The 25,322-nt window shown below is 67.8% G+C and carries 25 protein-coding genes and 1 riboswitch; of the genes, 17 read left to right on the top strand and 8 right to left on the bottom strand.

Annotated features, from left to right (window positions below; all coding sequences use genetic code 11):
* Window positions 1–2 precede the first annotated feature (2 nt).
* Both AC1MDG_RS14065 and AC1MDG_RS14060 read right to left on the bottom strand, forming a co-directional pair.
* Window positions 3–1,757 carry a DEAD/DEAH box helicase gene (locus AC1MDG_RS14065; protein ID WP_479804569.1) on the bottom strand — a complete coding sequence of 585 codons (1,755 nt, stop codon included), beginning with the start codon at window positions 1,755–1,757 and terminating at the stop codon, window positions 3–5.
* A 298-nt stretch (window positions 1,758–2,055) separates the two neighbouring features.
* A complete protein-coding gene (locus AC1MDG_RS14060; RefSeq protein ID WP_479804567.1) occupies window positions 2,056–3,528 on the bottom strand; it encodes an RNB domain-containing ribonuclease in 1,473 nt (490 codons plus the stop codon).
* Between the two features lie 41 nt (window positions 3,529–3,569).
* On the opposite strand from AC1MDG_RS14060, the gene AC1MDG_RS14055 reads away from it, so the two are divergent.
* Window positions 3,570–4,244, top strand: coding sequence for a ferritin-like domain-containing protein (locus AC1MDG_RS14055; RefSeq protein WP_479804565.1), 675 nt, complete (start codon window positions 3,570–3,572; stop codon window positions 4,242–4,244).
* Here the strand turns inward: AC1MDG_RS14055 and thiE are convergent, their stop codons facing one another.
* Window positions 4,245–4,946, bottom strand: coding sequence for a thiamine phosphate synthase (gene thiE, locus AC1MDG_RS14050; protein WP_479804564.1), 702 nt, complete (start codon window positions 4,944–4,946; stop codon window positions 4,245–4,247). It abuts the gene before it with no gap.
* Between the two features lie 26 nt (window positions 4,947–4,972).
* A riboswitch (TPP riboswitch) is annotated at window positions 4,973–5,092 on the top strand.
* On the opposite strand from thiE, the gene thiO reads away from it, so the two are divergent.
* From thiO to AC1MDG_RS14030, 4 genes are all read left to right on the top strand, one after another.
* The gene (gene thiO, locus AC1MDG_RS14045) at window positions 5,085–6,440 is read left to right on the top strand and encodes a glycine oxidase ThiO (protein ID WP_479804562.1); all 1,356 of its coding nucleotides are present in this window, start codon (window positions 5,085–5,087) and stop codon (window positions 6,438–6,440) included. (Overlaps the previous riboswitch by 8 nt.)
* On the top strand, window positions 6,437–6,673 hold the full coding sequence (gene thiS / locus AC1MDG_RS14040; protein ID WP_043482741.1) for a sulfur carrier protein ThiS: 237 nt from the start codon (window positions 6,437–6,439) through the stop codon (window positions 6,671–6,673). Before thiO ends, thiS begins: the two co-directional genes overlap by 4 nt.
* A 5-nt stretch (window positions 6,674–6,678) precedes the next feature.
* Window positions 6,679–7,497, top strand: a complete 819-nt coding sequence (locus AC1MDG_RS14035) for a thiazole synthase (protein WP_479804560.1) — start codon at window positions 6,679–6,681, stop codon at window positions 7,495–7,497.
* Between the two features lie 22 nt (window positions 7,498–7,519).
* The gene (locus AC1MDG_RS14030; protein ID WP_479804558.1) at window positions 7,520–7,849 is read left to right on the top strand and encodes a 4a-hydroxytetrahydrobiopterin dehydratase; all 330 of its coding nucleotides are present in this window, start codon (window positions 7,520–7,522) and stop codon (window positions 7,847–7,849) included.
* Window positions 7,850–7,867: 18 nt separating this feature from the next.
* Here AC1MDG_RS14030 and AC1MDG_RS14025 read toward each other — a convergent pair whose 3' ends face one another.
* The 3 genes from AC1MDG_RS14025 to AC1MDG_RS14015 are packed head-to-tail and all read right to left on the bottom strand — an operon-like array spanning window position 7,868 to window position 9,183.
* Window positions 7,868–8,170 (bottom strand): hypothetical protein, encoded by a 303-nt coding sequence (locus AC1MDG_RS14025; RefSeq protein WP_043482739.1) that lies wholly within the window; start codon window positions 8,168–8,170, stop codon window positions 7,868–7,870.
* Window positions 8,171–8,220: 50 nt separating this feature from the next.
* Window positions 8,221–8,445, bottom strand: coding sequence for a DUF3107 domain-containing protein (locus AC1MDG_RS14020; RefSeq protein WP_043482738.1), 225 nt, complete (start codon window positions 8,443–8,445; stop codon window positions 8,221–8,223).
* Window positions 8,446–8,496: 51 nt separating this feature from the next.
* Window positions 8,497–9,183 carry a TetR/AcrR family transcriptional regulator gene (locus AC1MDG_RS14015; protein ID WP_479804555.1) on the bottom strand — a complete coding sequence of 229 codons (687 nt, stop codon included), beginning with the start codon at window positions 9,181–9,183 and terminating at the stop codon, window positions 8,497–8,499.
* Between the two features lie 66 nt (window positions 9,184–9,249).
* On the opposite strand from AC1MDG_RS14015, the gene moeB reads away from it, so the two are divergent.
* Both moeB and AC1MDG_RS14005 read left to right on the top strand, forming a co-directional pair.
* Window positions 9,250–10,449: a molybdopterin-synthase adenylyltransferase MoeB gene (moeB, locus tag AC1MDG_RS14010; protein WP_479804553.1), complete on the top strand. Its 1,200-nt coding sequence runs from the start codon at window positions 9,250–9,252 to the stop codon at window positions 10,447–10,449.
* Window positions 10,450–10,506: 57 nt separating this feature from the next.
* Complete coding sequence (locus tag AC1MDG_RS14005) at window positions 10,507–11,562, top strand: SDR family NAD(P)-dependent oxidoreductase (protein ID WP_479804551.1); 1,056 nt, start codon at window positions 10,507–10,509, stop codon at window positions 11,560–11,562.
* 45 nt (window positions 11,563–11,607) lie between these two features.
* Here AC1MDG_RS14005 and AC1MDG_RS14000 read toward each other — a convergent pair whose 3' ends face one another.
* Window positions 11,608–12,948, bottom strand: a complete 1,341-nt coding sequence (locus AC1MDG_RS14000; protein WP_479804549.1) for a glutamyl-tRNA reductase — start codon at window positions 12,946–12,948, stop codon at window positions 11,608–11,610.
* Window positions 12,949–13,106: 158 nt separating this feature from the next.
* Between AC1MDG_RS14000 and hemE the strand changes: the two genes are divergently transcribed.
* From hemE to hemL, 10 genes are all read left to right on the top strand, one after another.
* On the top strand, window positions 13,107–14,228 hold the full coding sequence (hemE, locus tag AC1MDG_RS13995) for a uroporphyrinogen decarboxylase (RefSeq protein ID WP_479804547.1): 1,122 nt from the start codon (window positions 13,107–13,109) through the stop codon (window positions 14,226–14,228).
* 4 nt (window positions 14,229–14,232) lie between these two features.
* Window positions 14,233–15,711, top strand: coding sequence for a protoporphyrinogen/coproporphyrinogen oxidase (locus AC1MDG_RS13990; protein ID WP_479804545.1), 1,479 nt, complete (start codon window positions 14,233–14,235; stop codon window positions 15,709–15,711).
* Between the two features lie 66 nt (window positions 15,712–15,777).
* Window positions 15,778–16,731 (top strand): hypothetical protein, encoded by a 954-nt coding sequence (locus AC1MDG_RS13985; protein WP_479804544.1) that lies wholly within the window; start codon window positions 15,778–15,780, stop codon window positions 16,729–16,731.
* Window positions 16,732–16,847: 116 nt separating this feature from the next.
* Complete coding sequence (gene hemQ / locus AC1MDG_RS13980) at window positions 16,848–17,561, top strand: hydrogen peroxide-dependent heme synthase (RefSeq protein ID WP_479804542.1); 714 nt, start codon at window positions 16,848–16,850, stop codon at window positions 17,559–17,561.
* The gene (locus AC1MDG_RS13975; RefSeq protein ID WP_479804541.1) at window positions 17,558–18,838 is read left to right on the top strand and encodes a ferrochelatase; all 1,281 of its coding nucleotides are present in this window, start codon (window positions 17,558–17,560) and stop codon (window positions 18,836–18,838) included. The genes hemQ and AC1MDG_RS13975 overlap by 4 nt, the downstream gene beginning before the upstream one ends.
* Window positions 18,835–19,833, top strand: coding sequence for a hydroxymethylbilane synthase (gene hemC, locus AC1MDG_RS13970; protein WP_479804540.1), 999 nt, complete (start codon window positions 18,835–18,837; stop codon window positions 19,831–19,833). Before AC1MDG_RS13975 ends, hemC begins: the two co-directional genes overlap by 4 nt.
* 18 nt (window positions 19,834–19,851) lie before the next feature.
* The gene (locus tag AC1MDG_RS13965; protein ID WP_479804539.1) at window positions 19,852–20,775 is read left to right on the top strand and encodes a uroporphyrinogen-III synthase; all 924 of its coding nucleotides are present in this window, start codon (window positions 19,852–19,854) and stop codon (window positions 20,773–20,775) included.
* Complete coding sequence (hemB, locus tag AC1MDG_RS13960; protein WP_479804538.1) at window positions 20,772–21,752, top strand: porphobilinogen synthase; 981 nt, start codon at window positions 20,772–20,774, stop codon at window positions 21,750–21,752. The genes AC1MDG_RS13965 and hemB overlap by 4 nt, the downstream gene beginning before the upstream one ends.
* The gene (locus AC1MDG_RS13955; RefSeq protein ID WP_479804536.1) at window positions 21,752–22,885 is read left to right on the top strand and encodes an LLM class flavin-dependent oxidoreductase; all 1,134 of its coding nucleotides are present in this window, start codon (window positions 21,752–21,754) and stop codon (window positions 22,883–22,885) included. The genes hemB and AC1MDG_RS13955 overlap by 1 nt, the downstream gene beginning before the upstream one ends.
* A gap of 13 nt (window positions 22,886–22,898) precedes the next feature.
* The gene (hemL, locus tag AC1MDG_RS13950; protein ID WP_479804535.1) at window positions 22,899–24,242 is read left to right on the top strand and encodes a glutamate-1-semialdehyde 2,1-aminomutase; all 1,344 of its coding nucleotides are present in this window, start codon (window positions 22,899–22,901) and stop codon (window positions 24,240–24,242) included.
* Window positions 24,243–24,344: 102 nt separating this feature from the next.
* Here the strand turns inward: hemL and AC1MDG_RS13945 are convergent, their stop codons facing one another.
* Entirely contained in the window at window positions 24,345–25,187 is an 843-nt protein-coding gene (locus AC1MDG_RS13945) for a MetQ/NlpA family ABC transporter substrate-binding protein (RefSeq protein ID WP_479804533.1), read from the bottom strand.
* Window positions 25,188–25,322: the final 135 nt, after the last annotated feature.

Below are 25,322 nucleotides of genomic sequence, written 5' to 3'. Positions count from 1 at the left end.
GTTTAGGCCTCGGCGTTGCCAGGCTGGGTGCCGTCCTGGCGTGCGTTGCCGCCGACCACCACTTCGCCGTTGCGGCGGCGTGTGCGGGTCCGGCGGCGGGCGCGGGTTGCCCTGTCGACCTCGGCCGGTGCGGATGCCGCAGCGGCCACGGGGGCTGCCTCGGCCGCCGGAGCGGCTGCCGCAGTGGTGTCGGAGGAACGACGGCGGCGGTCACCTGAGCGTCCGCCCTCGCGTCCGGCGCTGTCCCGGCTGCTGCCGGCTTCGCTGCGGCGGGAATCGCGTCCGCCGGAGCGGGCGCTGTCACGTCCGCCTCCGGTGCTTCCGCCGCGCGCAGTGTCGCGTCCGCCGTCCCTTGCGCTGCCGCGCCCGGTCTTCTTTCCGGTTTCGCCCAGGTCCTCCAGGACCTCCGCGTCCACGCCGGCAAGAACGCGCTTGTCGCGGGGCAGGCGGCCCTTGGTGCCTTCCGGGATGTCCAGCTCTTCATAGAGGTGCGGCGATGAGGAATAGGTTTCCACCGGTTCCGGCACGCTCAGCCCCAGGGCCTTGTTGATCAGGCCCCAGCGGGGCATGTCGTCCCAGTCGACGAAGGTCACGGCGGTGCCCTTGTTGCCGGCGCGGCCGGTGCGGCCCACGCGGTGCAGGTAGATCTTTTCGTCTTCGACGCACTGGTAGTTGATGACGTGGGTGACATCGTCGACGTCGATGCCGCGGGCGGCGACGTCGGTGGCCACCAGGACGTCAACCTTGTTGTTGCGGAAGGCCCGGAGAGCCTGCTCGCGTGCGCCCTGGCCGAGGTCGCCGTGGATGGCGGCTGCGGCGAACCCGCGGTCCACCAGTTCCTCGGCGACCTTGGCGGCGGTGCGCTTGGTCTTGGTGAAGATGATGGTGCGGCCGCGGCCGCGTGCCTGCAGGATGCGGGCCACAACTTCGATCTTGTCCATGCTGTGGGCGCGGTAGATCAGCTGGCGGATGTCGCGCTTGGTGAGGCCCTCGTCATCCGGATCGGCGGCACGGATGTGGGTGGGCTGGGTCATGTACCGGCGTGCCATGGCGATGACGGGGCCGGGCATGGTTGCCGAGAACAGCAGGGTCTGGCGGACGGCCGGGGTACCTGCAATGAGCGTTTCGACGTCCGGCAGGAAGCCGAGGTCCAGCATTTCGTCGGCCTCGTCGAGGATGACGATCTTGACGTTCTTCAGGCTCAGGTGCTTCTGCTTGTACAGGTCGATCAGGCGGCCGGGGGTGCCGACAACGATCTCGACGCCCTTCTGCAGGGAATCCACCTGGGGCTCATAGGCGCGGCCGCCGTAGATGGTGGCAATGCGGGCATTGCGCTTGCGGGCTGCGTTTTCCAGGTCCTTGGCAACCTGGACGGCGAGTTCGCGGGTGGGCACGATGACCAGGGCCTGCGGGGCGCCCGGGACTGCCAGCTTGTCGAAACCGGGGTCGTCGCGTCCCACGACACGCTGCAGCGCGGGGATGCCGAAGCCCAGGGTCTTGCCGGTGCCCGTCTTTGCCTGGCCGATGATGTCGTGGCCGGCGAGGGCCACGGGCAGCGTCATTGCCTGGATGGGGAAGGGGTGGGTGATCCCGGCGTCGGCCAGGGACTCCACAATGTCCGCACGGACGTTGTAGTCAGCGAAGGATTTCTCCGCGATCTCGTGCGGCTTTTCGTCCGAGATGATGGTCTCTTCCGGCTCGATCGTTTCGGTGCCGGTGTCGTCGGTCAGAAGTTGGTGCGTGTGCAATTCACTCACAGGGGAGTTTCCTTATTCATTTGGGCATTGGCGCTGCTTGCTCAACGGGGCCGGCCGGGAGGCCGTTCCGGAGCACGCTCGGGCGCGCAAGCAAATCCAGTGGAAGCCGATCGCGGGCTATCTAAATGCTGGCACTGGGACCAGCGGGCGTATCTCAAGATCGCGTAGGGGCGGGCTTGTTGAATTCAAAAATCATGGAAATCAACGACCGGGCATCCATTACTACCCCCTCAGTCTAGCTGTTGACGGCAACCACCGCCGACTGACGCCCCGGACGCAGCACACAATCAGCCGGCAATCACTCCACCAGTTCCAGCCGGATCACGCGCGTGTGGATGTCTGAAGAGATCAGCCTGACCCGGACCGTGGTGCCGGATTCGAGTTCGCCGGGGCACCGGGCCGTCACCGCGGGGTCTGCGATCTGGATGATGCCGGACGGTCCGTTGCCGTTGCCGTTGCCGCCGTTCCCGTTCGGCTTGCCCGGTTTCGACCCCGAGATGACGACGGCGTCGAACTCCTGCCCGATGTGGTTGACGAGCAGGGCGGCCTCCACCGTATCCAGGGCCAGCCGTTCCATCCTGGCCGCCAGCTGGTCCGAGGCGGCCATGATTTCCGGCAGGGACGGCAGTGCCTCCCGGGCCCAGTCGGGGACCGCGGTGCGGTTGCTCAGCGCCTCGCAGATCACCAGGACGAAGCGGTCGATCAGCCGTCGCAGCGGTGCCGTGGTGTGCGCATAGGCGGCCCCGATGGCCGACTGGATGGCATCCGCGGGCACTGTGCCGTCAAAGGGCGTATACCCGGCGCCCCGGAACAGCATTCCCGCGGAATGCAGGATGGCCAGCTGCCGGGGGTGGGTGGGATCAAGCGACCGCAGGTACTCGCCATAGCTCGCCTCTCCGTCCCACGGTTTGCCGAGCGCATGGGTCTGCCGCTTGAAATGAAGAAGGGACCTCTCGTCGGGGGCGGGCATGGTACGCAGGATCCCCACCTTGCCTTCGAGCATCAGGTCAGCCGCGGCCATGCCGGTCATGAGGGAGATCTGGGCGTTCCAGTCTTCCACCGGGAGGGGTGGCGCCGCCACGATGCGGTAGCCGCCGTCGGGCAATTGTTCGATTTCCTGTTCCGGCATGTTCAGGCTGGCGCCGCCACGCAGCCTCTCGAGTTCCACCCGCTTGAGGCCCACCTCCCGGAGGAGCTGGAGGACGGGGGTGGCACTGCCGGAATCCAGCTCGGCCTGGACGCCCTTGTAGCTGAGTTTCGCCCGGCTCCGGATCCTGGCCCGGCGCACCAGCACTGATTCCACCCTGGCTGCCGTGTCCAGGTCGAACTCCCACACGAAAGCGGCGCACAACTGGCCGGCAAGCAGGCTGCCGGCCTGCTCGCTGATGACTTCCGGGTGAAGCGGAATCCGACCGTCCGGGGCGTAGAACGTCTGCCCCCGGCGGCGCGTCTCGGCGTCGAGCGATCCGCCCGGTGCCACAAAGGACGGCACGTCGGCGATGGCGTAGAAGACCTTGTACCCGTCGCCTGACCGCTCGATGAAGAGGGCCTGGTCCAGGTCGGTGGAGGACGCAGGATCTATGGTCACAAAGCCCACATCGGTGAGGTCCAGGTCCGGCATCTTGTGCTCCGCGATGGCCGCCAGCGCGTCCTGCAGGACATCCTCGGGAAAGGGTCCGGGCAGCTCCAGTTCCGTGCGGAGCGAATTCAGCGCTTCGGCCAGCCGGTTGGTCTGTTCATGGACACTTGGAGTCAGGCGATGATGTGACACGAAAGTCAGATTAGCTCGATTTGCGCCATTAGTCTTGGACGATGAGCTCAACCCCGGCTGACACCGCTCGTTACAACCGCTTCGTCGCAGACCTGTTCGGGATGATGGCCTACGGAGAGCTGTCAGCTTTCGAGAGGTTCTCCGCTGACGCGCGGTATTCGCCCACCCTCCACGACCGTGCCGTGCTCGGCACGATTGCCGTGGTGGAGTTCCGGCACTACGAACTGGTGAGCGCCCGCCTCGAGGCCATGGGGATCGATGCCGAGGACGCCATGCTGCCTTTCCAGGCAGCCGTGGACCATTTCCATTCGCGGACGCGCCCGGCCGACTGGTACGAGTCGCTGATGAAGGCCTACGTGATCGACACAGTCTCTGCCGACTTCTACCGGGCCATCTCCCGCTACGTTGACGCCGGCACGCGCGAACTCATCGAACAGATCCAGGCCTCCGATGAGACAACGGAGGTTCTCCGTGAACGGCTCAGGGGCGCCCTCGCCGATGATCCCAGGCTCGCTTCCAGGCTGGCTCTGTGGGGCCGGCGGCTGCTGGGCGAAGCACTGACCCAGGCGCAGCGCGTCAGCTACGAGCATGCGTTCCTGGGAAGCCTGATCGGCGGCGAGGACAGCGCCGCAGCCAAGGAACAGGTCAGCGGGCTGATCGCCGGCCTCGCGGAGAAGCACGCCAAGCGGATGACGCAGCTCGGCCTGACGGGATAGTCAGGAGGCGCCGGCGTCGAGCGCTGCCAGCAGCGATTGCGCGGCCGCGGCGGGGTCGTTGGCCTCGGTGATGGCCCGGACCACCACGATGCGCCGCGCCCCTGCATCAACCACCTGCTCCACATTGCCCAGGTCGATGCCGCCGATGGCGAACCACGGCAGCGGCCCGTCCCCGGTCTCGCCGGCAGCTGTTGCGGCAGTTGTTGTGCCGGCGGCCTGCGCCGCGTACCGGACCAGGTCGAGGCCGACGGCGGCGCGGCCCGGCTTCGTGGGAGTGGCCCACACCGGCCCGACGCAGAAGTAATCCAGTCCGCCGGGACCGCGGGATGCGCCGATGGCGGCGTCGATCTGGCCGGGGCTGTGCGTTGACATGCCGACCACTGCTTCATTGCCAAGGAACTTCCGGGCCGAGGCCAGGGGGAGGTCCTTCTGTCCGATGTGGAGCACCGGCGCGCCGGAGAGCGAGGCGATGTCCGCGCGGTCGTTGACTGACCAAAGACGGCCGTGGCGGCGGGCTGCGGCCTCCAGCACCTCGAGCAACTCGAGCTCTTCGGCCGCTTCCAGGTTCTTGTCCCGGAGCTGGATGATGTCAACGCCGCCGGCGTAGGCGGCATCGACGAAGTTGGCGAAATCGCCCCGGTCCGTGCGGGCGTCAGTGCAGAGGTACAGGCGGGCGTCGGTCAGGAGAGCTTGCTCGGTCATGGCTCAAGCCTAGTTCCCCTAAACTGGGTGGGTACCGCGGGAGCCCGCCGCAGCTGTCACAAAGCTGCCGGGCTGAGAGGGCGTCAGAGCCGACCGCTTGACCTGATCCGGTTAGTACCGGCGTAGGGAAGGATGACAATGACCCCGCAATCCCCAACAGGGCACCCTGCCACGCGCAGCCGCGACGAGCGCAGCCCGGACATCCGCGCCGACGTCGCCGTGATCGGCGGGGGAATCATCGGCCACGGCATCGCCTGGGAGGCCCGGCAGTCCGGCAGGTCCGTGGTGATCATCGACGACGCACCGGGGATGGGGGCGAGCTGGGCCGCCGCGGGTATGCTGGCGCCGGTCAGCGAACTTCACTACCAGGAGGAAGACCTCCTGGAACTCATGCTCCACTCCTCGGGGCTATGGCCGGCCTTCGCGGCGGGCCTGGAATCCGCGGGTGCTTCCCGGGAACCCGGCGCCGGCGGCTCAGGCACCGGTTACCTCACGACGTCGACCCTCGCCGTGGGCGCCGACGCCGCCGACCGCCGGGCGCTCGCCGACCTGCGCGGAGTCCAGAAGTCCAGCGGCCTCACGGTGGAGCCGCTGACAGTCAGGGAAGCCCGGGCACGGGAGCCGCTGCTGAGCCCTGGAATATCCTGCGCCTTCGAGATTCCGGCCGACCATCAGGTGGATCCGCGCAAGCTCCTTGCCGTGATCTCGGATTCCCTGCCGGGGTCCGTCGTACGTGAGCGGGCCGCCGGCCTGCTCCGGGAGGACGGGCGCGTCATCGGCGTCAGCCTGGCTGGAGGAGGCGCCGTGCACGCAAGCGAAACCGTCATCGCCAACGGGCTGGAATCCGCATCGCTGGGCGGACTGCCATCCGGGCTTCAGCTGCCGCTCCGCCCCGTGTACGGCGATATCCTGCGCCTGCGCGTCCCCGCCTACCTGCAGCCCCTGGTGACGTCAACAGTCAGGGGGATGGTCCATGGAGTTCCCGTTTACATCGTGCCCCGGCAGGACGGCACCGTGGTGATCGGGGCCACGCAACGCGAAGATGCGCTCTCCGGAGCGGGCACTGAAGCTGCCGCTACCGGGCCTGCAGGAACCGCTACACCGGCAGGTTCAGCCGTTTCCGCCGGGGGCGTGTACCAGCTGCTGCGCGACGCGCAGGTACTGGTTCCCGCCGTCGCCGAACTGGAACTGCTGGAAGCCACGGCGAGGGCCCGTCCGGGAACGCCGGACAATGCGCCGCTGCTGGGCCGCGCAGCGGACGCCGCAACCGGCCGGGATGTTGGGGGGCTCATCATTGCCACCGGATTCTTCCGGCACGGCGTGCTGCTGACTCCTGCGGCCGCGTCCATCTGCAGGCAGCTGATGGACGGCGCCGCCGATCCTCGCTGGGCGCCGTTCCGGCCCGACCGGTTTTCCCGCCCTGCGTCAACACCGGCAACGCGGGCAACGCCCGCGCACACCGTCACAATTGACCCGAACAAGGAAACAGCATGAACATCACACTGAACGGCACCGCACATGCGGTGGACGACGGCGCGTCCGTCACCACGCTCGTCAGCCAGGTCACCGGCCGGAATCTCGCTCCCAACGGGCAGGCTGCCGACGGCCAAAAACTGGGCGTTGCGGTAGCGCGGAATTCCGAGGTGGTGCCGCGCAGCCAGTGGTTCGTCACGGCACTCGCCGAGGGCGACGACGTCGAACTCGTTACCGCAGTACAGGGAGGTTGAGCATCATGGCAGGAACAACGGTTGCCGGTGCGGCAGGGACAGCGCAGCAGGCGGCGGATCCCTTCATTGTGGACGGTGTCGCGCTGGGATCGCGGCTGATCATGGGCACCGGCGGAGCGCCCAGCCTCGACGGACTGGGGGCGGCCCTGATCGCTTCGGGCACGGAGCTGACCACGGTGGCCATGCGCCGCTACTCGCCGGCCGAAACAGGCTCGCTGTTCCAGCTCCTGGTGGACCACAACATCCGGGTCCTGCCCAATACGGCCGGCTGCTTTACCGCACGGGACGCCGTGATGACGGCGGAACTCGCGCGGGAGGCCCTGGAAACGGACTGGGTGAAGCTGGAAGTGATTGCGGACGAGCACACCCTACTCCCGGACGCCGTGGAATTGGTGGACGCCACCGAGCAACTGGTGAACCGCGGGTTCAAGGTGTTCGCCTACACGAATGACGACCCCGTGCTGGCGCTGCGGCTGGAGAACCTCGGCGCCACCGCTGTGATGCCGCTCGGATCACCGATCGGCACCGGGCTCGGGATCCTGAACCCGCACAACATCGAACTCATCGTCTCCAGGGCATCCGTTCCCGTGGTGCTGGACGCCGGTATAGGCACGGCATCCGACGCCGCGCTCGCCATGGAACTGGGCTGTGACGCGGTGCTGCTGGCTACGGCAGTGACCCGGGCGCAGAATCCGGCGATGATGGGGGAGGCCTTCAAACACGCCGTCATCGCAGGTAGGCTGGCGAGGGCGGCAGGACGGATTCCACGCCGCGAGCACGCTCTGGCGTCCTCGGCCATGGAAGGCCGGGCGGAGTTCCTGTAGGCGGACCATCCAAGGAGCAGCGGTGACCGGCAAGGAAGACATTCTTACCCAACCCCAGATCGACGCCGCCCTGGCGGAACTTCCGGACTGGCGGTACCGGCTCGGTGGGCTGGTTTCCGTCTTTAAGACGCCGACGGCGGCCGCTGCGCTTGAGCTGATTGCCGCCGTCGGGCGCCTGGCAGAGGAACAAAACCACCATCCGGACCTGGACTGGCGCTATAACAGGGTGTTCATCCGCTTCACTTCACACGACGCCGGCACCCAGGTGACGCAACGTGACGTCGCCGCCGCCGCGGCCGTCAGCCGGGCAGCCGCTGCTGCGTCGGCGGCAGCGGAGCCCGGCAACGCCTAAGCGCCCGAGCCGCAGCAATCAGAGCCGCAGCGCGGCTGTGAGTTCCTTCGTGTCATGCAGGGCACGCTTCCGGCCCAGGTACACCGCGGCGGCGAGTGCCGCCCCGGTGCCCAGGACCATGGGCAGCACCCACGGAATCCACGTCAGGCCGGGCTGGTAACCAAGTCCTGCTGCCATGAAGATGATCCAGCTCAGCATCCCCACGGCAGTGGCCACGCCCGCAGGCACGGCGATGCCGTACTTCGCATGCCGCCGGTCGTTGGCCCAGACAACAAAGCCTGCGGCCACGGTGACGAGGGCCACGATTACCAGGGAAAGCATTCGGCGAACTCCTTGCTGCAGAGCGGGACGGGTCCAGGTGAAGCGGCGGCCTAGAGCTGGCCGAAACCGACGCGGCGGGCTTCCTCGGCGCCGATCTCGACGTAGCCCAGGACGTTGGCGGGAATGATGACCACACGGCCCTTTTCGTCAGTCAGGCGCAGTTCGGCGCCCTTGGCGATGGATTCCCCAACGAGCTTTGCCACATCGTCAGCATCCTGAGCCGATTCCAGCACAATTTCGCGGCCAATGTTCTGAATGCCGATCTTTACTTCCACAGCGAGGCCTCCCAGCCAATCAAAGTTCTAAAGGTGTTCTCTATTTGTAGTCTAGGTTTCCTTGGGGAAGCGCGAGATTCCGCGCCAAGCTAAACGATAGATCAGGTCGCTGGCCACATCGAGGTCCAGGTTCCCGTCGGTTTCGAGCCAGTACCGTGCACTGACCTGCGCCATGCCGGCAAGTCCGCGGCCCAGCAGCTGGGCCTCCAGCATGGGGAGCTTGGTGTCCTCGGCGATGACCCGCGCAATGGCGTCGGCAAAAGCCTTGTTGAATGTTTCGAGCCTGGAACTGACGTCGGTGTCATTGATCAGGTCCGATTCAAACACCAGGCGGTGCGCCTGGTCATCGCTGGCAATAAAGCGGTAGTAGGCGCGCATGACCGCCTGGACGCGCTCGTCGTTGTCGTTGGTGGAATTCAGTGCGCCCATCATGAGATCGGTGAGTGCGCTGAGGTGGCTGTCCAGCAGGGCAAGGTAGAGCTCGCGCTTGGACGGGAAGTGCTGGTACAGGACCGGCTTGCTGACATGCGCGGTTTCAGCAATTTCGTCCATGGCGGCGCCGTGGTACCCGTTGGCCACAAAGACTTCCTGGGCGGCGGCCAGCAGCTGGGCGCGGCGTTCGTCACGCGGGAGCCGCGCCGAACGCGCACCGCCGGCCCGCGTTTGTCCCGCGGCTGCCTTCCCGGCCTGTGTCCGATCAACCGGTGCATGATGAACCACTGTTGGCCTTCTTTCCATTGCAGTTACCTACACTTTACGCGCGGGTAATATGACCTTGCGGCATCTTCGGGCATACATTGAAGTATGGCTTCCACGTTCACCGCAACTGCTGTCCCTGCAACCCTGGATCCGCTCGTGGAACCGGCTGATGCCCTGACCGCCGAAGAGGTGGAGCGGTACTCCCGCCACCTCATCATTCCGGAGATCGGCACGCTGGGCCAACGCCGGCTCAAGAACGCCAGGGTCCTGGTCATCGGGGCCGGGGGCCTGGGCTCGCCGGCACTCCTCTACCTCGCCGCCGCGGGGGTGGGAACCTTGGGAATCATCGACGACGACGCTGTTGACCTGAGTAACCTGCAGCGGCAGGTCATCCACGGCGTCGCGGACGTGGGCCGGTCCAAGATCGAGTCAGCCCGCGACTCCATTGCCGCGCTGAACCCCCTGGTAGACGTCCGGCTCCACAACGTCCGGCTCGACGCCTCGAACGCACTGGAACTGTTCGCCGAGTACGACCTCATCCTGGACGGCGCGGACAATTTCGCCACGCGCTACTTGGTCAACGACGCCGCAGCCATCCTCGGAAAGCCCTACGTGTGGGGCTCCATCTTCCGCTTCGACGGCCAAGTAAGCGTGTTCTGGGAGAAGCACGGGCCCACCTACCGCGACCTCTACCCGGAGGCGCCGCCGGCCGGCTCGGTGCCGTCCTGCGGCGAGGGCGGCGTGTTCGGGATGCTGTGCGCGGCCGTGGGATCCCTCATGGTGACCGAAGCGGTCAAACTGATCACCGGCGTCGGGCGTTCCCTGCTGGGGCGCGTGGCGCTGTTCGACGCCCTCGGCGGCAGCTGGCGGGAGATCAAGGTGGCACGCGATCCGGCGGCCGAGCGCATCACGGAACTTACTGATTACGAGGCGTTCTGCGGAATAGTTCCGGAGGAAGCCACGGCCAAGGAGAACACTGTGACGGCCACGCAGCTGGCCACCATGCTGGCATCGCGCACAGCCGGGCTGAAGGACTTCGACCTCGTGGACGTCCGGGAGCCGGGTGAGCACGACATCGTCAGGATTGACGGGTCCGTCCTCATCCCGCAGGGAAGGATCCTGGCGGGAGAGGCCTGGGCGGAGCTGCCCCAGGACAAGGACATTGTGTTCCACTGCAAGGCGGGCACACGCTCGGCAGCCGTCCTGGCCGCGGCCCGCAAGGCGGGCTACCAGCGGGTCAGCCACCTCGACGGCGGTATCCTCGCCTGGGTCCGGGAAGTGGAGCCGGGCAAGCCGGTTTACTGAGCGGATCACCGGGCAGCCGACTGAACAGCCGAACCACCGCCCTAGGAAGGCCCAGGCATGAACCAGGACCACAGCAGGACCCCGCAGCGAAAGACGGGCTCCGGATTCGGCAAGGAGTCGACGGCCGCCGACGTCATTGCCGGCGTCGACCTTAGCGGGAAGACGGCCATTGTGACGGGCGGGTATTCCGGCCTCGGGCTGGAGACGGTCCGGGCGCTGGTGTCCGCCGGGGCCCGCGTCCTGGTCGGGGCCCGAAGGCCGGACCACGCACGGCAGGTGCTGGAGGCCGCCGGGATTACCGCCCGGGAGCCGGGCTCAACAGCACGCTCAACTGCTGGCTCAACGTCGGGCGGGAGTGTGGGCGTGGCCGCCCTGGACCTGGCCGACCTGGCCAGCGTGACAAGCTTCGCGGACGGCTTCCTGGCCCTTGGGTCCGGGGGTTCCGGCGCGGGCCTGGACATCCTGGTCAACAACGCCGCAGTGATGGCCTGCCCCGAGCTGCGGGTCGGCCCCGGCTGGGAGTCCCAGTTCGCCACCAACCATCTGGGGCACTTTGCCCTGGCCAACCTGCTGTGGCCCGCGCTCTCGGCCGGGGAGGGCGCCAGGGTGGTGTCGCTGTCCTCCACCGGTCACAAGCTCTCGCCCGTCCGCTTCGACGACATCAACTTCGACACCGGCTACGACAAGTGGAAGGCCTACGGCCAGGCCAAGACCGCCAACTCGCTCTTTGCCGTGCACCTGGACTTCCTCGGCCGGGACTCCGGCGTGAGGGCATTCGCCGTGCATCCGGGCGGCATCATGACTGAACTCCAGCGTCACCTGCCGCGCGCTGAGATGGTGGCCGCCGGCTGGATGGATGACCACGGTAACGTCGATGCCCGGTTCAAGACGCCGGAACAGGGCGCCGCAACCTCCGTGTGGGCCGCAACGTCCCCGGCGCTGCGTGGCATGGGCGGGGTGTACTGCGAGGACTGCGACATCGCGGAACCCACCCGGACCGGAAGCCCTGAAGCGCGGATCAGGGGAGTGGACGGGCACGCGGTGGACCCGTCGGATGCCGCGCGCCTGTGGACGCTCTCGGCGGAGATGACCGGCGTAAACGCCTTCGGTTGATGCTTTTGCCGGGTTGATGCTTTTGCCGGGCGGGGTGCCGGGGTGTTAGGCGGTTTCCCGGCGGGTGTCGGCGGCGGCCGGGCGGGCCTGGCTGTGGTCCACCGGGCATTCGGCGGCCGTGGCCGCGGCGGGCTGCTCCACGGTGATCCCGTAGAGCGCATCGAGGGCCGCGATGTACTGCTCCTGCTGGCCGTTGGAGGCCAGCTCACGTGCGCGGACCGTGGGCACGTGCAACAGCTGCTTGACCATCCGGCGCAGCGCAAACTCGACTTCCTCTGCGGCGGCCGTGCAGCCGTGGCGTGCCCGGACCTTCTCCATTTCGGCGTCGAGGACGTTCATGGTGTGGCGGCGCAGGGCGACGATGGCCGAGTCCACGGACCTGGCTTCGCGCTCCTGCTCAAAAGCTGCGGCGGCGCCGGTGACGATGCCACTGGCCTGCGCCAGCGATTCGGCCTGCTCCTGGGGAGCCGCGAGCCGCACGGATTCGAGCGTCAGCAGCTCAACGCCGTCGAGCTCTCCGACGGCCGGATCGAAATCGTGGGTGAGTGCAAGGTCGATGGCGATCAGGGTCTGGGGGGACCCGGCGCGCACCCGGGCGAGGTCCTGTGCTTCAACGCGGGTGTCGGAACCGCTGCAACCGATCATGACATCCGCGGCGGCAACAGCGGCGGGGAGCGAGTCGGCGTCGAGGGCCGTTCCTCCGCGCGTGGCCACGAATCCTTCAGCGCGTCCGGAGGAGGAGAAAACGGAGATGTCCGTGCAGCCGCGTTCGCGGAGCAAGGACATGGTGGCGCCGGCGTAAGCGCCGGTACCGAAGATTACGGCCTTCTTGGCGGACCAGTCGGGGTTTTCGGAAAGGTCCGTGGCCAGGTCCAGGGCCACCGAGACGATGGACAGCCCGCGTGATCCCAGGGCCGTCTGGGCGCCCACATCCTTGGCGGTCTTGGATGCGGCCTGGAAGAGCCGGACGAGGCCTGAGCTGGCCGTGCCTTCATGCTGGGCGTTGATGAGCGCCCGGCGAACCTGCCCGGCGATTTCGCGTTCGCCCACGACGGCGGAGTCAAGGCCGGAGCTCACGGCGAAAAGATGCTGGCTGACCTCGCCGCCCGTGCGCGTATTGAATGACCGCGAGACCAGCTGCTCGTTGAGGCCGGTGCGTTCACTGATCTGGGCGACGAGCGCGGCGCGGGCCGCTTCCACGTCATCCGGATGGGGCGCTTCACCATAAATTTCGAAGCGGTTGCAGGTGGCAAGCACCACCGCACCCGTCACTGCCGGCGACCCGGAGAGTGCGGATGTAGCTAGCTCGGAAGCACCGGTGCTCAGTTGAGCAACGGTCTCGAGGTCGATGTCGGCGTGTGTAGCCACCAATGAAAAAAGAACCACAGCATCACAATCATAGCTTTTGCGTCGCGGCGTAGAACAACTATGCACGGTGGCAAACGCCACGGCGGGCTGTGATTCCCGCCACGGAGGGCTGCAACGGGCCGCGGATGACAGCCTGTCGTTATCTTTTGGAGGCGATTTTAGGGACAATCGGAGTCATGACTTCAAGCGCTGCAACGTCCAACGGCACGGTTTCCGACGTCCCGTTCTCCGATGCCCCCCTGGATGCAGGACACCCGCTGATGGATGGCCGCACGGCTGATTCACCGCTTATCACCGCCTACCGCGGCGGCAAGCCGTCCCGCCGTCCGGTCTGGTTCATGCGCCAGGCAGGCCGTTCCCTGCCCGAGTACCTGAAGGTGCGCGAGGGCGTGGCCATGCTGGATTCCTGCCTGCGTCCCGAGCTGGCCGCAGAGATCACGCTGCAGCCGGTGCGCAGGCACGACGTCGACGCCGCCATCTTCTTCTCGGACATCGTGATTCCGCTGAAGCTCGCCGGTGTGGGCGTTGATATCGTTCCGGGCGTCGGTCCGGTTCTGGACAAGCCGGTCCGGACGGCGGAGGACGTGGCGGCACTCCCGCAGCTCACCTGGGAGGCACTTGAGCCGATCCGGGAAGCCGTGCGGCTCACTGTGGCCCAGCTCGGCAAGACCCCGCTGATCGGTTTCGCAGGAGCACCGTTCACCCTGGCCGCGTACATGGTGGAAGGCAAGCCTTCCCGTGACCACCTCGGCCCGCGCACCATGATGCACGCCGATCCGGAAACCTGGAACGCGCTGGCAAACTGGGCCGCCGACGCCTCCGGCATGTTCCTGCGCGCCCAGCTCGAGGCCGGCGCTTCCGCTGCCCAGTTGTTCGATTCCTGGGCCGGCTCGCTGGGGCTGGCCGATTACGAACGCTTCGTGGCCCCGGCCTCCGCCCGCGCGCTGGACCATGTCCGGCACCTGGGGGCGCCCCTGATCCACTTCGGTACCGGCACCTCGGAGCTCCTGGTGGCGATGCGCGACGTCGGAGTCGACGTCGTGGGGGTGGACTACCGGCTGCCGCTGGACGAGGCGAACCGCCGGCTGGGCGGAACCGTTCCGCTGCAGGGCAACATCGATCCCGCGCTGCTGTCCGCGCCGTGGGCCGTCCTCGAGGCTCACGTCCGTGACGTCATCAAGGCAGGATCCGTCGCGCCCGGCCACGTCCTGAACCTGGGGCACGGCGTGCCGCCGGAAACAGACCCGGACGTCCTGACGCGCGTCGTCGAACTCATTCACTCCATTTCCCCGGAGTAATCCGGTGAGCGCAGCCACGCCGGAACCGTCCGTTACCACGGCCGTGGTGGTGGTGGGCGGCGGCATCTCCGGCCTGCTCTCTGCCCTCGAGCTTGCCAAAGCCGGCCGGCAGGTGACCGTCCTGGAGGCCGGCGAAGCCTGGGGCGGCTGCGTGGGCAGCCATGTGGTGGGAGGCCTGACGCTGGACAGCGGAGCGGAGTCCTTCGCCACCCGCTCGAGTGCCGTGGCGGACCTCGCGGTTGAGCTCGGCGTCGCCGGCACGATTGTTGCGCCCCACCCGGGCGGAGCCTGGGTCCAGCTCCCGGAAGGCGCCCGGGAACTCCCCAAAACCGGTGTCCTGGGCATTCCGGCCAACCCGTGGGATCCCGAAGTTCGAAGGACCCTGGGACTCGCCGGCTCCCTGCGCGCCTCCCTGGACAGGTTCCTGCCGTCCTCCGTGGGGACCAGCGCCGCCATCACCAGCGTGTCGGCCCTGGTCCGGCAACGGATGGGGCGCCGTGTCCTGGAACGCCTCGTGGAGCCGGTGGTGGGCGGCGTGCATTCGGCCGATCCCGCACTGCTCGACGTTGACATGGTGGCGCCCGGACTCCGCGCCGGGATCCGTGCCCACGGCTCCCTGGCAGCCGCCGTCGCCGCCCAGCGCCGGGGGACCGCCCCCGAGGGCGCCAAAGCCGGATCCGCCGTCGCCGGCCTGCAGGGCGGCATGCACACGCTGATCACTGCGCTCGTAGCTGAGCTGCGGCACCGCGGCGCCACGCTCTCCTCCGCTACCCGGGCCGAGTCCGTGGCCAGGACTGCGGACGGCTGGCGGGTATCGGCGGGGGAGCGGACGTACGACGCCGGCCTGCTGGTGGTGGCCCTTGACGGACCTTCCGCAGTCCGGCTGCTGCAGGACGCCGTCCCCCGCTTGACCGCGCACCGGCCGGACGCCGGACCGGATGTAAAGCTTGTGACGCTTGTTGTTGACCTTCCGGAACTGGACCGGCGGCCACGCGGAACAGGCATCCTGGTGGCTCCGCAGACTCCCGGCATCCAGGCCAAGGCGCTGACCCACGCCACGGCCAAATGGGACTGGCTGGCGGCCGCGGCAGGGCCCGGCACCCACGTTGTCCGGTTGTCCTACGGCCGGGGCGAGGGCCCGCGGAAGACGGGCGGCTTCGACGCGCAGGATGCGTCCGCCGCCCTGCCCGGCCGCGGGGGGCAGGGGCCGGATGACAAGGAACTTTTTGCGGCCGCTTTACGGGATGCTTCCGCGCTCCTGACAGTGCCTGTCACGGCTAATGACGTGCTCGACTGGGACGTTGTCGGCTGGGGCGGAGTGCTGCCGTTTGCCGCCGTGGGCCACCGTCAGCGGGTAGCGGAGGTCCGCAGGGTCTGCGCCGCGGACGGAAGGCTCGTCATGGTGGGCGGGTGGCTGGCGGGCAACGGCCTGGCCGCCGTCATTGACGACACCAAAAGGCAGATTGCGGACATTCTCCGTTAGCCCGCGAGTACCGCGTGCAGGGCTTCTTTGCAAGTTTCTAATGGCACGGAATTCTGGCTAGGGTCGATGACTATGGTCATTCAGAAGTCCGAAGAAACTCGAACGCTGACTGGTTTCCATGGGGGTCTTCGGCGCGGCACTGCAGCAGCGGCGCTCGGAGCGGTACTAGTCCTTTCCGCAGGTGTTCCTGCATCCAACGCTGCCTCCCTCGTCCCGGCTCCGGACACCACTGACGGCGCTGACGCCGCCGCCACGACGTCCGTGGAAGCGGGTGTTCCCGCGCTGGACGCCTGGGCATCCGTGGTCCTGGGACCCAAGCCGGATCCCACCCGCCCGTCCGCACCGGGCACCGGCAAGCTGACGCCCCCCGGACAGCGGACGCAGCCCACGCCGTCACCGTCACCGACGACTGAGCCGGAATGGACCTCGCCCTCTCCCGTTCCAACGTCGCCCTCCCCGTCGCCGTCTGAACCCTCCCCGTCGCCTTCGGCCCCTTCTCCTGGCGGGAGTACCGTTCCGCCGTCGAGCACGCCGGCACCGCCGCCCGCCGACGGTTCCGTGGCTCCGTCCACAGATCCGGCGCAGGCGCCCGCCGCACCTGCACCGGCCACCGGAACGGTTCCGGCCGGCACTCCGGCGCCGCCGCCGTCACTGCTCCCCGGAACTGCCGCTCCTGGTGCTCCCGCAACCGGAGCAACCGCTCCCGGCCCGTCCGCTGATGTGCCCGCTTCGGTTGGAACGTCGCGGCCAACAGGCAGCAAAACCGCAGCGGGGGCCGCTCCGGCGTCCGCGTGGACCACCACGAACATGTTCGGTCCCGCCAACATGGCCGTCCTGACGTCGGCCGGCGTCGTCCCGCTGTCGGGCCCCGGTTACGGCGTCTCCAGTGCGCCGGTGATGCGCTCTGCCGTCAGCGTTTCGCCCATGGGCGACGTGTCGCCCCAGGTCTGGTGGGGCGCCGGACTCGTGGCACTGGCGTGCGCCGCAGGAGTTGCCTATGTCCGGATGCGCCGGATCTAGGGACTGGTGCCGCCCAAGGCGCTTCGTCGGGGCCGGATGTGAAATTGCGCACTTCTACACGTTGTAGAAGTGCGCTGTTTCGACTTAGGAGGCATTGAAGGGGCAGACTGGTATCCATGAGCCACACTTCTGCCGAATCTGTCAGTAAAACCGAAAATTCCGGAGCCGAAGAAACAGAGCAGTTCTTCACCCTCTGGACGGTGTTCAAGCGCTCCTCCGACGTTACCCGCAGCGACGATGCTGCCGCGGACTTCGAAGCACTGCTGGGCCGCCTGGCGGACTCCGGAGTAGTCCACCGGGGCAGCTACGACGTCTCGGCAATGCGTGCAGATGCGGACATCATGGTGTGGCTGCACGGCCCCAAGCCCGAAGCGCTGCAGCAGGCCGTCCGCGACATCCGCCGCAGCAAGCTTTTTGCCGGAACCGAAATCGCGTGGTCCGCCATGGGCGTTCACCGCGAAGCGGAGTTTGCGAAGAACCACACCCCGGCATTCTCACGTGGCGTGGAACCGGCCGAATGGCTGTGCGTGTACCCGTTTGTCCGCTCCTACGAGTGGTACCTGCTTCCCGATGCGGAACGCGGTGCCATGCTGCGCGACCACGGACTGCTGGGCCGCGACTTCCCGCAGGTCATCTCCAACACCGTCTCCTCCTTCGCCTTGGGCGACTGGGAATGGATCCTGGGCCTCGAGGCACCCGAACTGGTGGACCTCGTGGACCTGATGCGCCACCTGCGCGCCACAGAGGCCCGGCACCACGTCCGCGAAGAAATTCCCTTCTACACCGGCCGGCGGGTCACCGCCGGCGAGATCGCCGAGGTCCTCGCATGAGCCCGCTTGAATCACCGGAAGCACCGGCAGCGGTGACGGCCGTCAACCCCGTTACGGAATCCGGCCGGATGGCTCCGAAGGAGTACGACGCCGTCCTCCTCGCCTCATTCGGCGGCCCCGAGGGCCAGGACGACGTCATCCCGTTCCTTCGCAACGTGACCCGCGGGCGCGGCATTCCGGACGAGCGGCTTGAGGAAGTCTCGCACCACTACCGCGCCAACGGCGGCATCAGCCCGATCAACCAGCAGAACCGCGATCTCAAGGCCGGGATCGAAGCGGAACTTTCCGCCCGCGGCATTGACCTGCCCGTCTTCTGGGGCAACCGGAACTGGGACCCGTACATCCCGCAGACCCTGCAGGATGTGTACGACGCCGGCCACCGCAAGGTCCTCATGGTCACCACGAGCGCCTACTCCTGCTACTCCAGCTGCCGGCAATACCGCGAAGACATCGGCATGGCCCTGACCGAAACCGGCCTGGACGGGAAGCTGGAGGTGGACAAGGTCCGCCAGTACTTCGACCACCCGGGCTTCGTGGAGCCCTTCGTCGAGGGCACCGCCGCCGGCCTTGCCGACGTCCGCGCCCAGCTGGCCGCGGCCGGCACCCCGGATGCGCCGGTCCACATCCTGTTCGCCACGCACTCCATTCCCACGCGCGACGCCGAAGCCGCAGGACGCTCCGAGGGCGAGCCGCGCACATTTGCAGAAGGCTCGGCATACGTGGCGCAGCACCTGGCATCCGGCGCCGAGGTCATCCGCCGGGTCGAGGAAGAATCGGGCCTGACCGCGCCATGGTCCCTCGTGTACCAGTCCCGCTCCGGTGCCCCGTCCGTGCCGTGGCTCGAACCGGACATCAACGACGCCATCGAAGAGCTCGCCGGCGAGGGGGTCAAGGGAATTGTGATCGTCCCCCTTGGCTTTGTCAGCGACCACATGGAGGTTGTCTGGGATCTGGACACCGAAGCACTGGAGACCTGCCGAAACCTGGGCCTGTCCGCAACGCGCGTGCCCACGCCCGGAACCCACCGCAAATTCGTGAGCGGCATCGTGGACCTCATTTCTGAGCGCACCGCCGCGAACAATGTTGCCGACCGGCCCCACCTGACCGACCTGGGCCCCTGGTACGACATCTGCCGTCCGGGCTGCTGCGCCAACTTCCGCGGCGAGAAGCCCACCATCGCAGGAGCGGACACCTCGGTGGGTACGGGCCACGACCCCTACCCGTCGGGTTCGGCTGACGCCCCGGCTGCGCAGGCGGCGGGACAGGACTCCCTGTGACAGTCCGCATCGGGACGCGTGCCAGCAAGCTGGCACTGACCCAGACCCAACAAACAGCGGACCAGCTTGCCGCTATTGGCGGCTTCCCTGTGGAACTGGTGCACATCAGGACTGACGGCGACGTCCTCACCGGCTCGCTCTCGCAGATGGGCGGCACAGGGGTGTTCGTTGCGGCCCTCCGCGACGCGCTCCTGAGGGACCAGTGCGACGTTGCCGTGCACTCGCTCAAGGACCTGCCCACCGGCGCCGCTCCCGGGCTGACCCTTGCTGCGACGCCCAAGCGCGTCGACGTCCGGGATGTGCTCTGCGCGCGCGATGGCTTCAAGCTGGCCGACCTTCCGCAGGGCGCCCGGGTGGGAACCGGTTCCCCTCGGCGCGCGGCGCAGCTCCGTGCGGCCCGTCCCGACCTGGACGTCGTGGACATCCGCGGAAACGTGGATACCCGCCTGGGCCGGGTCCCCGGCCTGCCGGGCAACGCCACGGACGCCGTGGTGGAGGGCAAATCCGGCGACCTCGACGCCGTCGTGCTGGCGGCTGCCGGCCTTGAGCGCATCGGCCGGCTGGACACCGTCAGCGAATACCTCGAAACCGATGTCATGCTTCCGGCCGCCGGCCAGGGGTCGCTTGCCATCGAATGCCGCACCGCCGACGCTCCGGGAAGGCCCGGATCCCCCGCGGGGTCCCGGGGGCCGCTGGCCCAGGCGCTGGCAGCCCTGGACGATACGGACACAAGGCTCGCAGTCACGGCCGAGCGGGCACTCCTGGCCCGGCTTGAGGCGGGCTGTGCCGCCCCGGTGGGCGCCTACGCCTTCCGCAAGGGAAGCCTGCTGTACCTGGAGGCCGCCGTGTGCGCCGTGGACGGGACAGCTTCGGTCCGCGACAAGCGGGCAACTGACGGGCTCACTGAGGTAGGCGCGACGCTTCTTGGCATCGAACTGGCCGAGGCCCTGCTGGCGGCCGGCGCAGCCGACATCGCGGACCTTGCCGCTTCCTGAACCGGCGGAGCCGGGCAGATGATGGGGCGGCGCAGTGCCCGCATTGAGGGCCGGCACGGGCCGCGCGTGCTCGAGGGCGCCCGCGTCCTGGTCACGCGGAGCCCGGACCGGGCCGGGGCCCTGCTAGCGGCCCTTCGGGAAACCGGGGCCGAGCCGCTGCTGCTGCCGCTGATCGACTTCGAACGGGCCCGGGACCTGCATTCCCTCGAAGTCGCCTTCGACGCGTTGGGCGCCGGCGCGTACACCTGGCTGGTCATCAGCAGCGTCACCACGGTGCAGGCCCTCGAGGAACTGGCCCGGGAACGGGGCGTGACGCTGAGCCGGTGGCTGCCCGGTTCCGTCCAGGTGGCCACCATCGGACCAGCCACACGGCGCGAACTGGAGCTGCGGGGAATCACTGTTGACCTGGCCCCGGTCCGCCTCCAGTCCGGCGTCGGGCTCCTGGACATCTGGCCGGAGGGCCAGGGCAGTGTGTTCCTGCCGCAGGCGGACATCGCCGACAGCAGGCTTGCCGAGGGGCTCGAGTCACTTGGCGCCAGGGTTCAGGCCGTCACTGCCTACCACACGGTGGACTACCCCGCAGATCCGGCCCGCAGCTTTCCCCCCGAACCCTCCTCCGCCGTCGCGCAGGCGGGAACGGAAGTGCTCACCCCCGCCGAAGCGAAAGCCGAGCTGGACGCCGGGCGGCTCCACGCCGTCGTCGCCGCGTCACCCAGCGCCGCACGCCGCATCCATGCCGGACTGTCACCGCTGGGAGACTGCCGGTTCGTGGCGATCGGGCGGTCAACTGCGGCCGAGGCGGAATCGCTCGGGCTGCCGGTGGCCGCCGTCGCCGAGGAGCCCACAGCATCCGGCCTGGTGTCCGCCGTCATCCAGGCCCTTGCACCAGGACAATCCACACCACCGCCCGCCCCGGAGACACCCGTGAAGGACAGAACATGAGCTTCCCGAACCACCGCCCCCGCCGCCTCCGCACCACGCCGGCCATGCGCAGGATGACGGCCGAAAACCGGCTGGCGGCGCCCGAACTGATCCTTCCGGCCTTCATCCGCGAGGGGCTCACCGAACCCAACCCCATTGCCTCCATGCCCGGCGTGGTCCAGCACACCACCGATTCGCTGAAAAGGGCTGCGGCCGAGGCCGTGGAGCTCGGCGTGGGCGGAATCATGCTCTTCGGCATCCCCGCCGAGCGTGATGCCCGGGGCAGCGCATCGCTGGATCCCGACGGCGTGCTCAACAAGGCCATCCGGGACGTCCGCGCGGAAGTGGGCGATGACCTGGTGGTCATGAGTGACGTGTGCCTAGACGAATTCACCGACCACGGCCACTGCGGCGTCCTCGACGACGAAGGGTACGTGGACAACGACGCCACGCTGGAAATCTACGCCGCCATGGCCGTGGCCCAGGCGGACGCCGGAGCGCACATGCTTGGCCCCTCGGGGATGATGGACGGCCAGATCGGCGTGATCCGGCAGGCGCTGGAAGATGCCGGGCACACCAACACGGCCGTGGTGGCCTACGCCGCAAAGTACGCTTCGGCGTTCTATGGACCGTTCCGGGAAGCCGTCGATTCGCAGCTCAAGGGTGACCGGCGTACCTACCAGATGGACGCCGCCAACCGCCGCGAAGCCATCCTCGAAGTGGAGCTGGACCTGGCCGAAGGCGCCGACCTGGTGATGGTCAAACCGGCCATGAGCTACCTCGACATCCTCGCCGACGTCGCGGCCATGAGCACCGTTCCTGTGGCCGCGTACCAGATCTCGGGGGAGTACTCCATGATCGAGGCTGCCGCCGCCAACGGCTGGATCGACCGGCGCGCTGCCATCACGGAATCCGTACTTGGCATCAAGCGGGCCGGGGCAAACATGGTCCTGACCTACTGGGCATCCGAGCTCGCCGGATGGCTGAAGGAGTCCTGATGAGCGAGGCGCCCGTTACAGGAGCCGGCGTACCCGTGGCTCCCGCCGCCGCGCACGGTGACAGTCCTACCGCTCCCGTCGGACCCGGGAAGGTCCTGCTCGGGCTGAACACCTTCGGCGACGTCGGGGTGTACCCCGACGGGCACCCGGTGCCGCATGCGCAAGTCCTCCGCCAGCTGCTGGAACAGGCGGAACTGGCGGACGACGTCGGCCTCCACGCCTTTGGGGTAGGGGAGCACCACCGCAAGGACTACGCCGTCTCGGCGCCCGAGGTGTTCCTGGCCGCCGCCGCCGCGCGGACGAAACGCATCCGGCTGGGGTCGGCCGTCACCGTGTTGAGCTCGGATGACCCCATCCGCGTCTTCCAGCGGTTCTCCACGGTGGATGCCATCTCCAGCGGCCGCGCGGAAGTCATGCTGGGCCGCGGGTCCTTCATCGAATCGTTTCCGCTGTTTGGCCTGGATCTCGCCGACTACGAGATCCTGTTCGAGGAAAAACTGGAGCTCTTCGACAAAGTCCGCGCCCAAAAGCCCGTCCATTGGGAAGGCCGGACCCGTCCGGCCCTCAACGGGCTGAGCGTCTATCCGCCGCTGGAGCACCATCTGCTGCCGGCCTGGATCGGCGTGGGCGGAACCCCCGAGTCCGTGCTGCGCTGTGCGCAATACGGCTACCCCATTATTTTTGCGATCATCGGCGGCGAACCGCGGTCGTTCGGTCCGCTGGCCAACCTTTACCGCGAAGCCATGGCCAAGTACGGCCACCCGATGCAGCAGGTGGCCACGCATTCGCCGGGGCATGTTGCCGAGACGGACGAGGAAGCGCGCGAAGAGTTCTTCCCGCACTGGCTGGAACTGCGGAACCGGCTGGGAGCGGAACGCGGCTGGGGCCCGGGAAGCCGGCATGAATTCGACGCCATGTGCACCCCCGAAGGCGCACTCTACGTGGGGTCGCCGGAGACGGTGGCGCGCAAAATCGTCCTGCTCAAGCGCAACCTCGGCGTGGACCGCTTCGACCTCAAGTACAGCAGCGGCTCACTGCCCCATACCGCCATGATGCGGTCCATTGAACTGCTTGGCACGGCGGTGGCCCCCCGGGTGGCCGAGCTCCTGTCCGGGCACGCAGCCGGAAACTGAAAGAATAGGAACCATGACTTCCAGCTCTCCTCGCAATGAGGCACTCTTCGACCGTGCACGCCAGCTCATGCCGGGCGGTGTCAATTCTCCCGTCCGTGCCTTCGGTTCCGTGGGTGGGACCCCGCGGTTCATGGTGTCCGCCAAGGGCCCGTACCTGACGGATGCCGACGGCGCCGAGTACGTGGACCTGGTGTGCTCCTGGGGTCCGGCGCTGCTGGGCCACGCCCACCCGGCCGTGCTCGAAGCAGTCCACGCCGCCGTGGACCGCGGACTCTCGTTCGGTGCCTCCACGCCGGACGAAGCCAACCTGGCCGCGATCGTCAAGGAACGTGTGCCGGCCGCTGAGCGCGTCCGGATGGTGTCCACCGGGACTGAAGCCACCATGACCGCGATCCGCCTGGCCCGCGGCTTCACCGGCCGCGACCTGGTCATCAAGTTTGCCGGCTGCTACCACGGCCACCTCGACGGACTCCTGGCCGCGGCCGGATCCGGCGTGGCCACCCTGGCGCTGCCCGGTTCCGCGGGGGTCACAGCTGCCACCGCCGCCGAAACCCTGGTGCTGCCCTACAACGACCTCGCTGCCGTGGAGGCCGCGTTCGCCGCCCACGGCAGCAACATCGCCGCCGTCATTACGGAGGCGGCGCCGGCCAACATGGGTGTGGTGACGCCCGGCGAAGGCTTCAACGCCGGGCTGTCACGGATTACCCGCGAACACGGTGCCCTGCTCATCGTGGACGAAGTCCTCACCGGTTTCCGTACCGGCTACTCGGGCTACTGGGGCCTCACCGGCGGCGCGGCGGATGCCGCCGAGCCGTGGAGCCCTGACCTGCTGACGTTCGGCAAGGTGATTGGCGGCGGCATGCCGACGGCGGCCCTCGGCGGCCGTGCCGACATCATGGACTACCTGGCGCCGCTCGGGCCCGTCTACCAGGCGGGCACTCTGTCCGGAAACCCCGTGGCCATGGCAGCCGGCGTCGCCACCCTGACGCACGCCACCCCCGAGGTCTACTCGTTCATCGACGCCCGCTCGCTGGAGCTCTCTGCTGCGCTGTCCTCGGCGCTGGACGCAGCCGGGGTGGACCACTCCATCCAGCGGGCCGGAAACCTGTTCTCGGTGGCCTTCGGCACCTCGGCGCGGGGCGTCCACAACTATGACGACGCCCAGGGCCAGGAAGTGTTCCGCTACGCGCCGTTCTTCCACTCGATGCTGGACTCCGGCGTCTACCTCCCGCCGTCCGTCTTCGAAGCCTGGTTCCTTTCCGCGGCTCACGACGACGCCGCCATGAATAGGATCTTCGACGCGCTCCCGGCTGCCGCCAAGGCCGCCGCTGCGGCAGCCGTGCCCGCCGGGCTGTAACGGCACATAACAGAAATCCCCGCCTCCCGGACGAATCCCCGCTAAAAGCGAAGGGGATATGTCCGGGAGGCGGGGATTTTTTGCTAATGCTGTGTAGCCGGCTTAGAAAGCCACCGTCACGTCACCGTTCGGCCATTCCTTTTCGATGAAGGCCTTGACCTCGGGGGAGTGCAGGAGTTCGTCCAGCTTCTTGATGCGGACGTCATCCTTGGAGTCCTCGCGCCAGGCCAGGAAGTTCGCGTAGGGGTTGTTCTCCACGGATTCCACAGCGAGGGCGTCCTTGGTGCTCAGGCCGGCCTTCAGGATGAAGTTGCCGTTGATCAGCGCCAGGTCCACCGAGGGGTCCTTGAGGTCGTTGATCAGGAGTTCCGGCTGGTTCTCCGAGAACTTCAGCTTCTTCGGGTTCTGCTCGTCGGTAAGCGTCAGCACGGAGGAATCATCCTTGATGTCCTTCACCAGCCCGGCCACCTGGAGGACCTTGAGCGCGCGGACCTGGTTGGAGGGGTCGTTCGTGATGGCAACCTTGGCGCCGTCCTGGACGTCCTTGATGTCCTTGATCTTCTCGGAGAAAGCAGCGTAAGGCTCGATGTGGACGCCTTCACCGTGGCCGAACTTGTAGCCCTTGGTCTTGACCTGGTCCTCAAACCACGGCAGGTGCTGGTAGTAGTTGGCGTCCAGCGAGCCGTCGTTCAGGGCAGTGTTCGGCGTCTGGTAGTCCTCGATCTCCTTGATGTCCAGCTTCAGGCCGGCCTTGGGCGCGAGGTCCTGGTTGATGAACTCCAGGATCTTCGCCTGCGGGACCGGGCTTGCGCCGACGGTCAGGGTGGCGGGCTTGGCAGGGTCAAGGGTCGTGGTTTCGGCGCTCGGGCTGGACGAACCGCCGCAGGCGGTCAGGGCCAGGGCGGTGACAATGCCGGTGGCCAGGAGGGAGAGTGATTTACGCATCGGATGCGTTCCTTTCGAATTGCATGGAGTTCGACGGCGGGCTTGCGCCCGGCGTCCGCTCCGGCACAGATACAGCGGGCGGCTACCTGCTGCGGTGAAGATTGCCGTGGCCGTTGGACAACGGCTGATGGGTGG

This window comes from Arthrobacter sp. AIWTK1 (assembly GCF_056680535.1).
Note: the sequence above shows the minus strand (reverse complement) of the source record. Positions and strands in the feature narration are given on the sequence as shown.

Coding starts and splice junctions, on each gene's coding strand:
- AC1MDG_RS14055 (WP_479804565.1), top strand. CDS start 3,570: ATGAGCTCAACCCCGGCTGACACCGCTCGTTACAACCGCTTCGTCGCA.
- thiE (WP_479804564.1), bottom strand. CDS start 4,946: ATGACCGAGCAAGCTCTCCTGACCGACGCCCGCCTGTACCTCTGCACT.
- thiO (WP_479804562.1), top strand. CDS start 5,085: ATGACCCCGCAATCCCCAACAGGGCACCCTGCCACGCGCAGCCGCGAC.
- thiS (WP_043482741.1), top strand. CDS start 6,437: ATGAACATCACACTGAACGGCACCGCACATGCGGTGGACGACGGCGCG.
- AC1MDG_RS14035 (WP_479804560.1), top strand. CDS start 6,679: ATGGCAGGAACAACGGTTGCCGGTGCGGCAGGGACAGCGCAGCAGGCG.
- AC1MDG_RS14025 (WP_043482739.1), bottom strand. CDS start 8,170: ATGCTTTCCCTGGTAATCGTGGCCCTCGTCACCGTGGCCGCAGGCTTT.
- AC1MDG_RS14015 (WP_479804555.1), bottom strand. CDS start 9,183: ATGGAAAGAAGGCCAACAGTGGTTCATCATGCACCGGTTGATCGGACA.
- moeB (WP_479804553.1), top strand. CDS start 9,250: ATGGCTTCCACGTTCACCGCAACTGCTGTCCCTGCAACCCTGGATCCG.
- AC1MDG_RS14005 (WP_479804551.1), top strand. CDS start 10,507: ATGAACCAGGACCACAGCAGGACCCCGCAGCGAAAGACGGGCTCCGGA.
- hemE (WP_479804547.1), top strand. CDS start 13,107: ATGACTTCAAGCGCTGCAACGTCCAACGGCACGGTTTCCGACGTCCCG.
- AC1MDG_RS13985 (WP_479804544.1), top strand. CDS start 15,778: ATGACTATGGTCATTCAGAAGTCCGAAGAAACTCGAACGCTGACTGGT.
- hemQ (WP_479804542.1), top strand. CDS start 16,848: ATGAGCCACACTTCTGCCGAATCTGTCAGTAAAACCGAAAATTCCGGA.
- AC1MDG_RS13975 (WP_479804541.1), top strand. CDS start 17,558: ATGAGCCCGCTTGAATCACCGGAAGCACCGGCAGCGGTGACGGCCGTC.
- AC1MDG_RS13965 (WP_479804539.1), top strand. CDS start 19,852: ATGATGGGGCGGCGCAGTGCCCGCATTGAGGGCCGGCACGGGCCGCGC.
- hemB (WP_479804538.1), top strand. CDS start 20,772: ATGAGCTTCCCGAACCACCGCCCCCGCCGCCTCCGCACCACGCCGGCC.
- AC1MDG_RS13955 (WP_479804536.1), top strand. CDS start 21,752: ATGAGCGAGGCGCCCGTTACAGGAGCCGGCGTACCCGTGGCTCCCGCC.
- hemL (WP_479804535.1), top strand. CDS start 22,899: ATGACTTCCAGCTCTCCTCGCAATGAGGCACTCTTCGACCGTGCACGC.
- AC1MDG_RS13945 (WP_479804533.1), bottom strand. CDS start 25,187: ATGCGTAAATCACTCTCCCTCCTGGCCACCGGCATTGTCACCGCCCTG.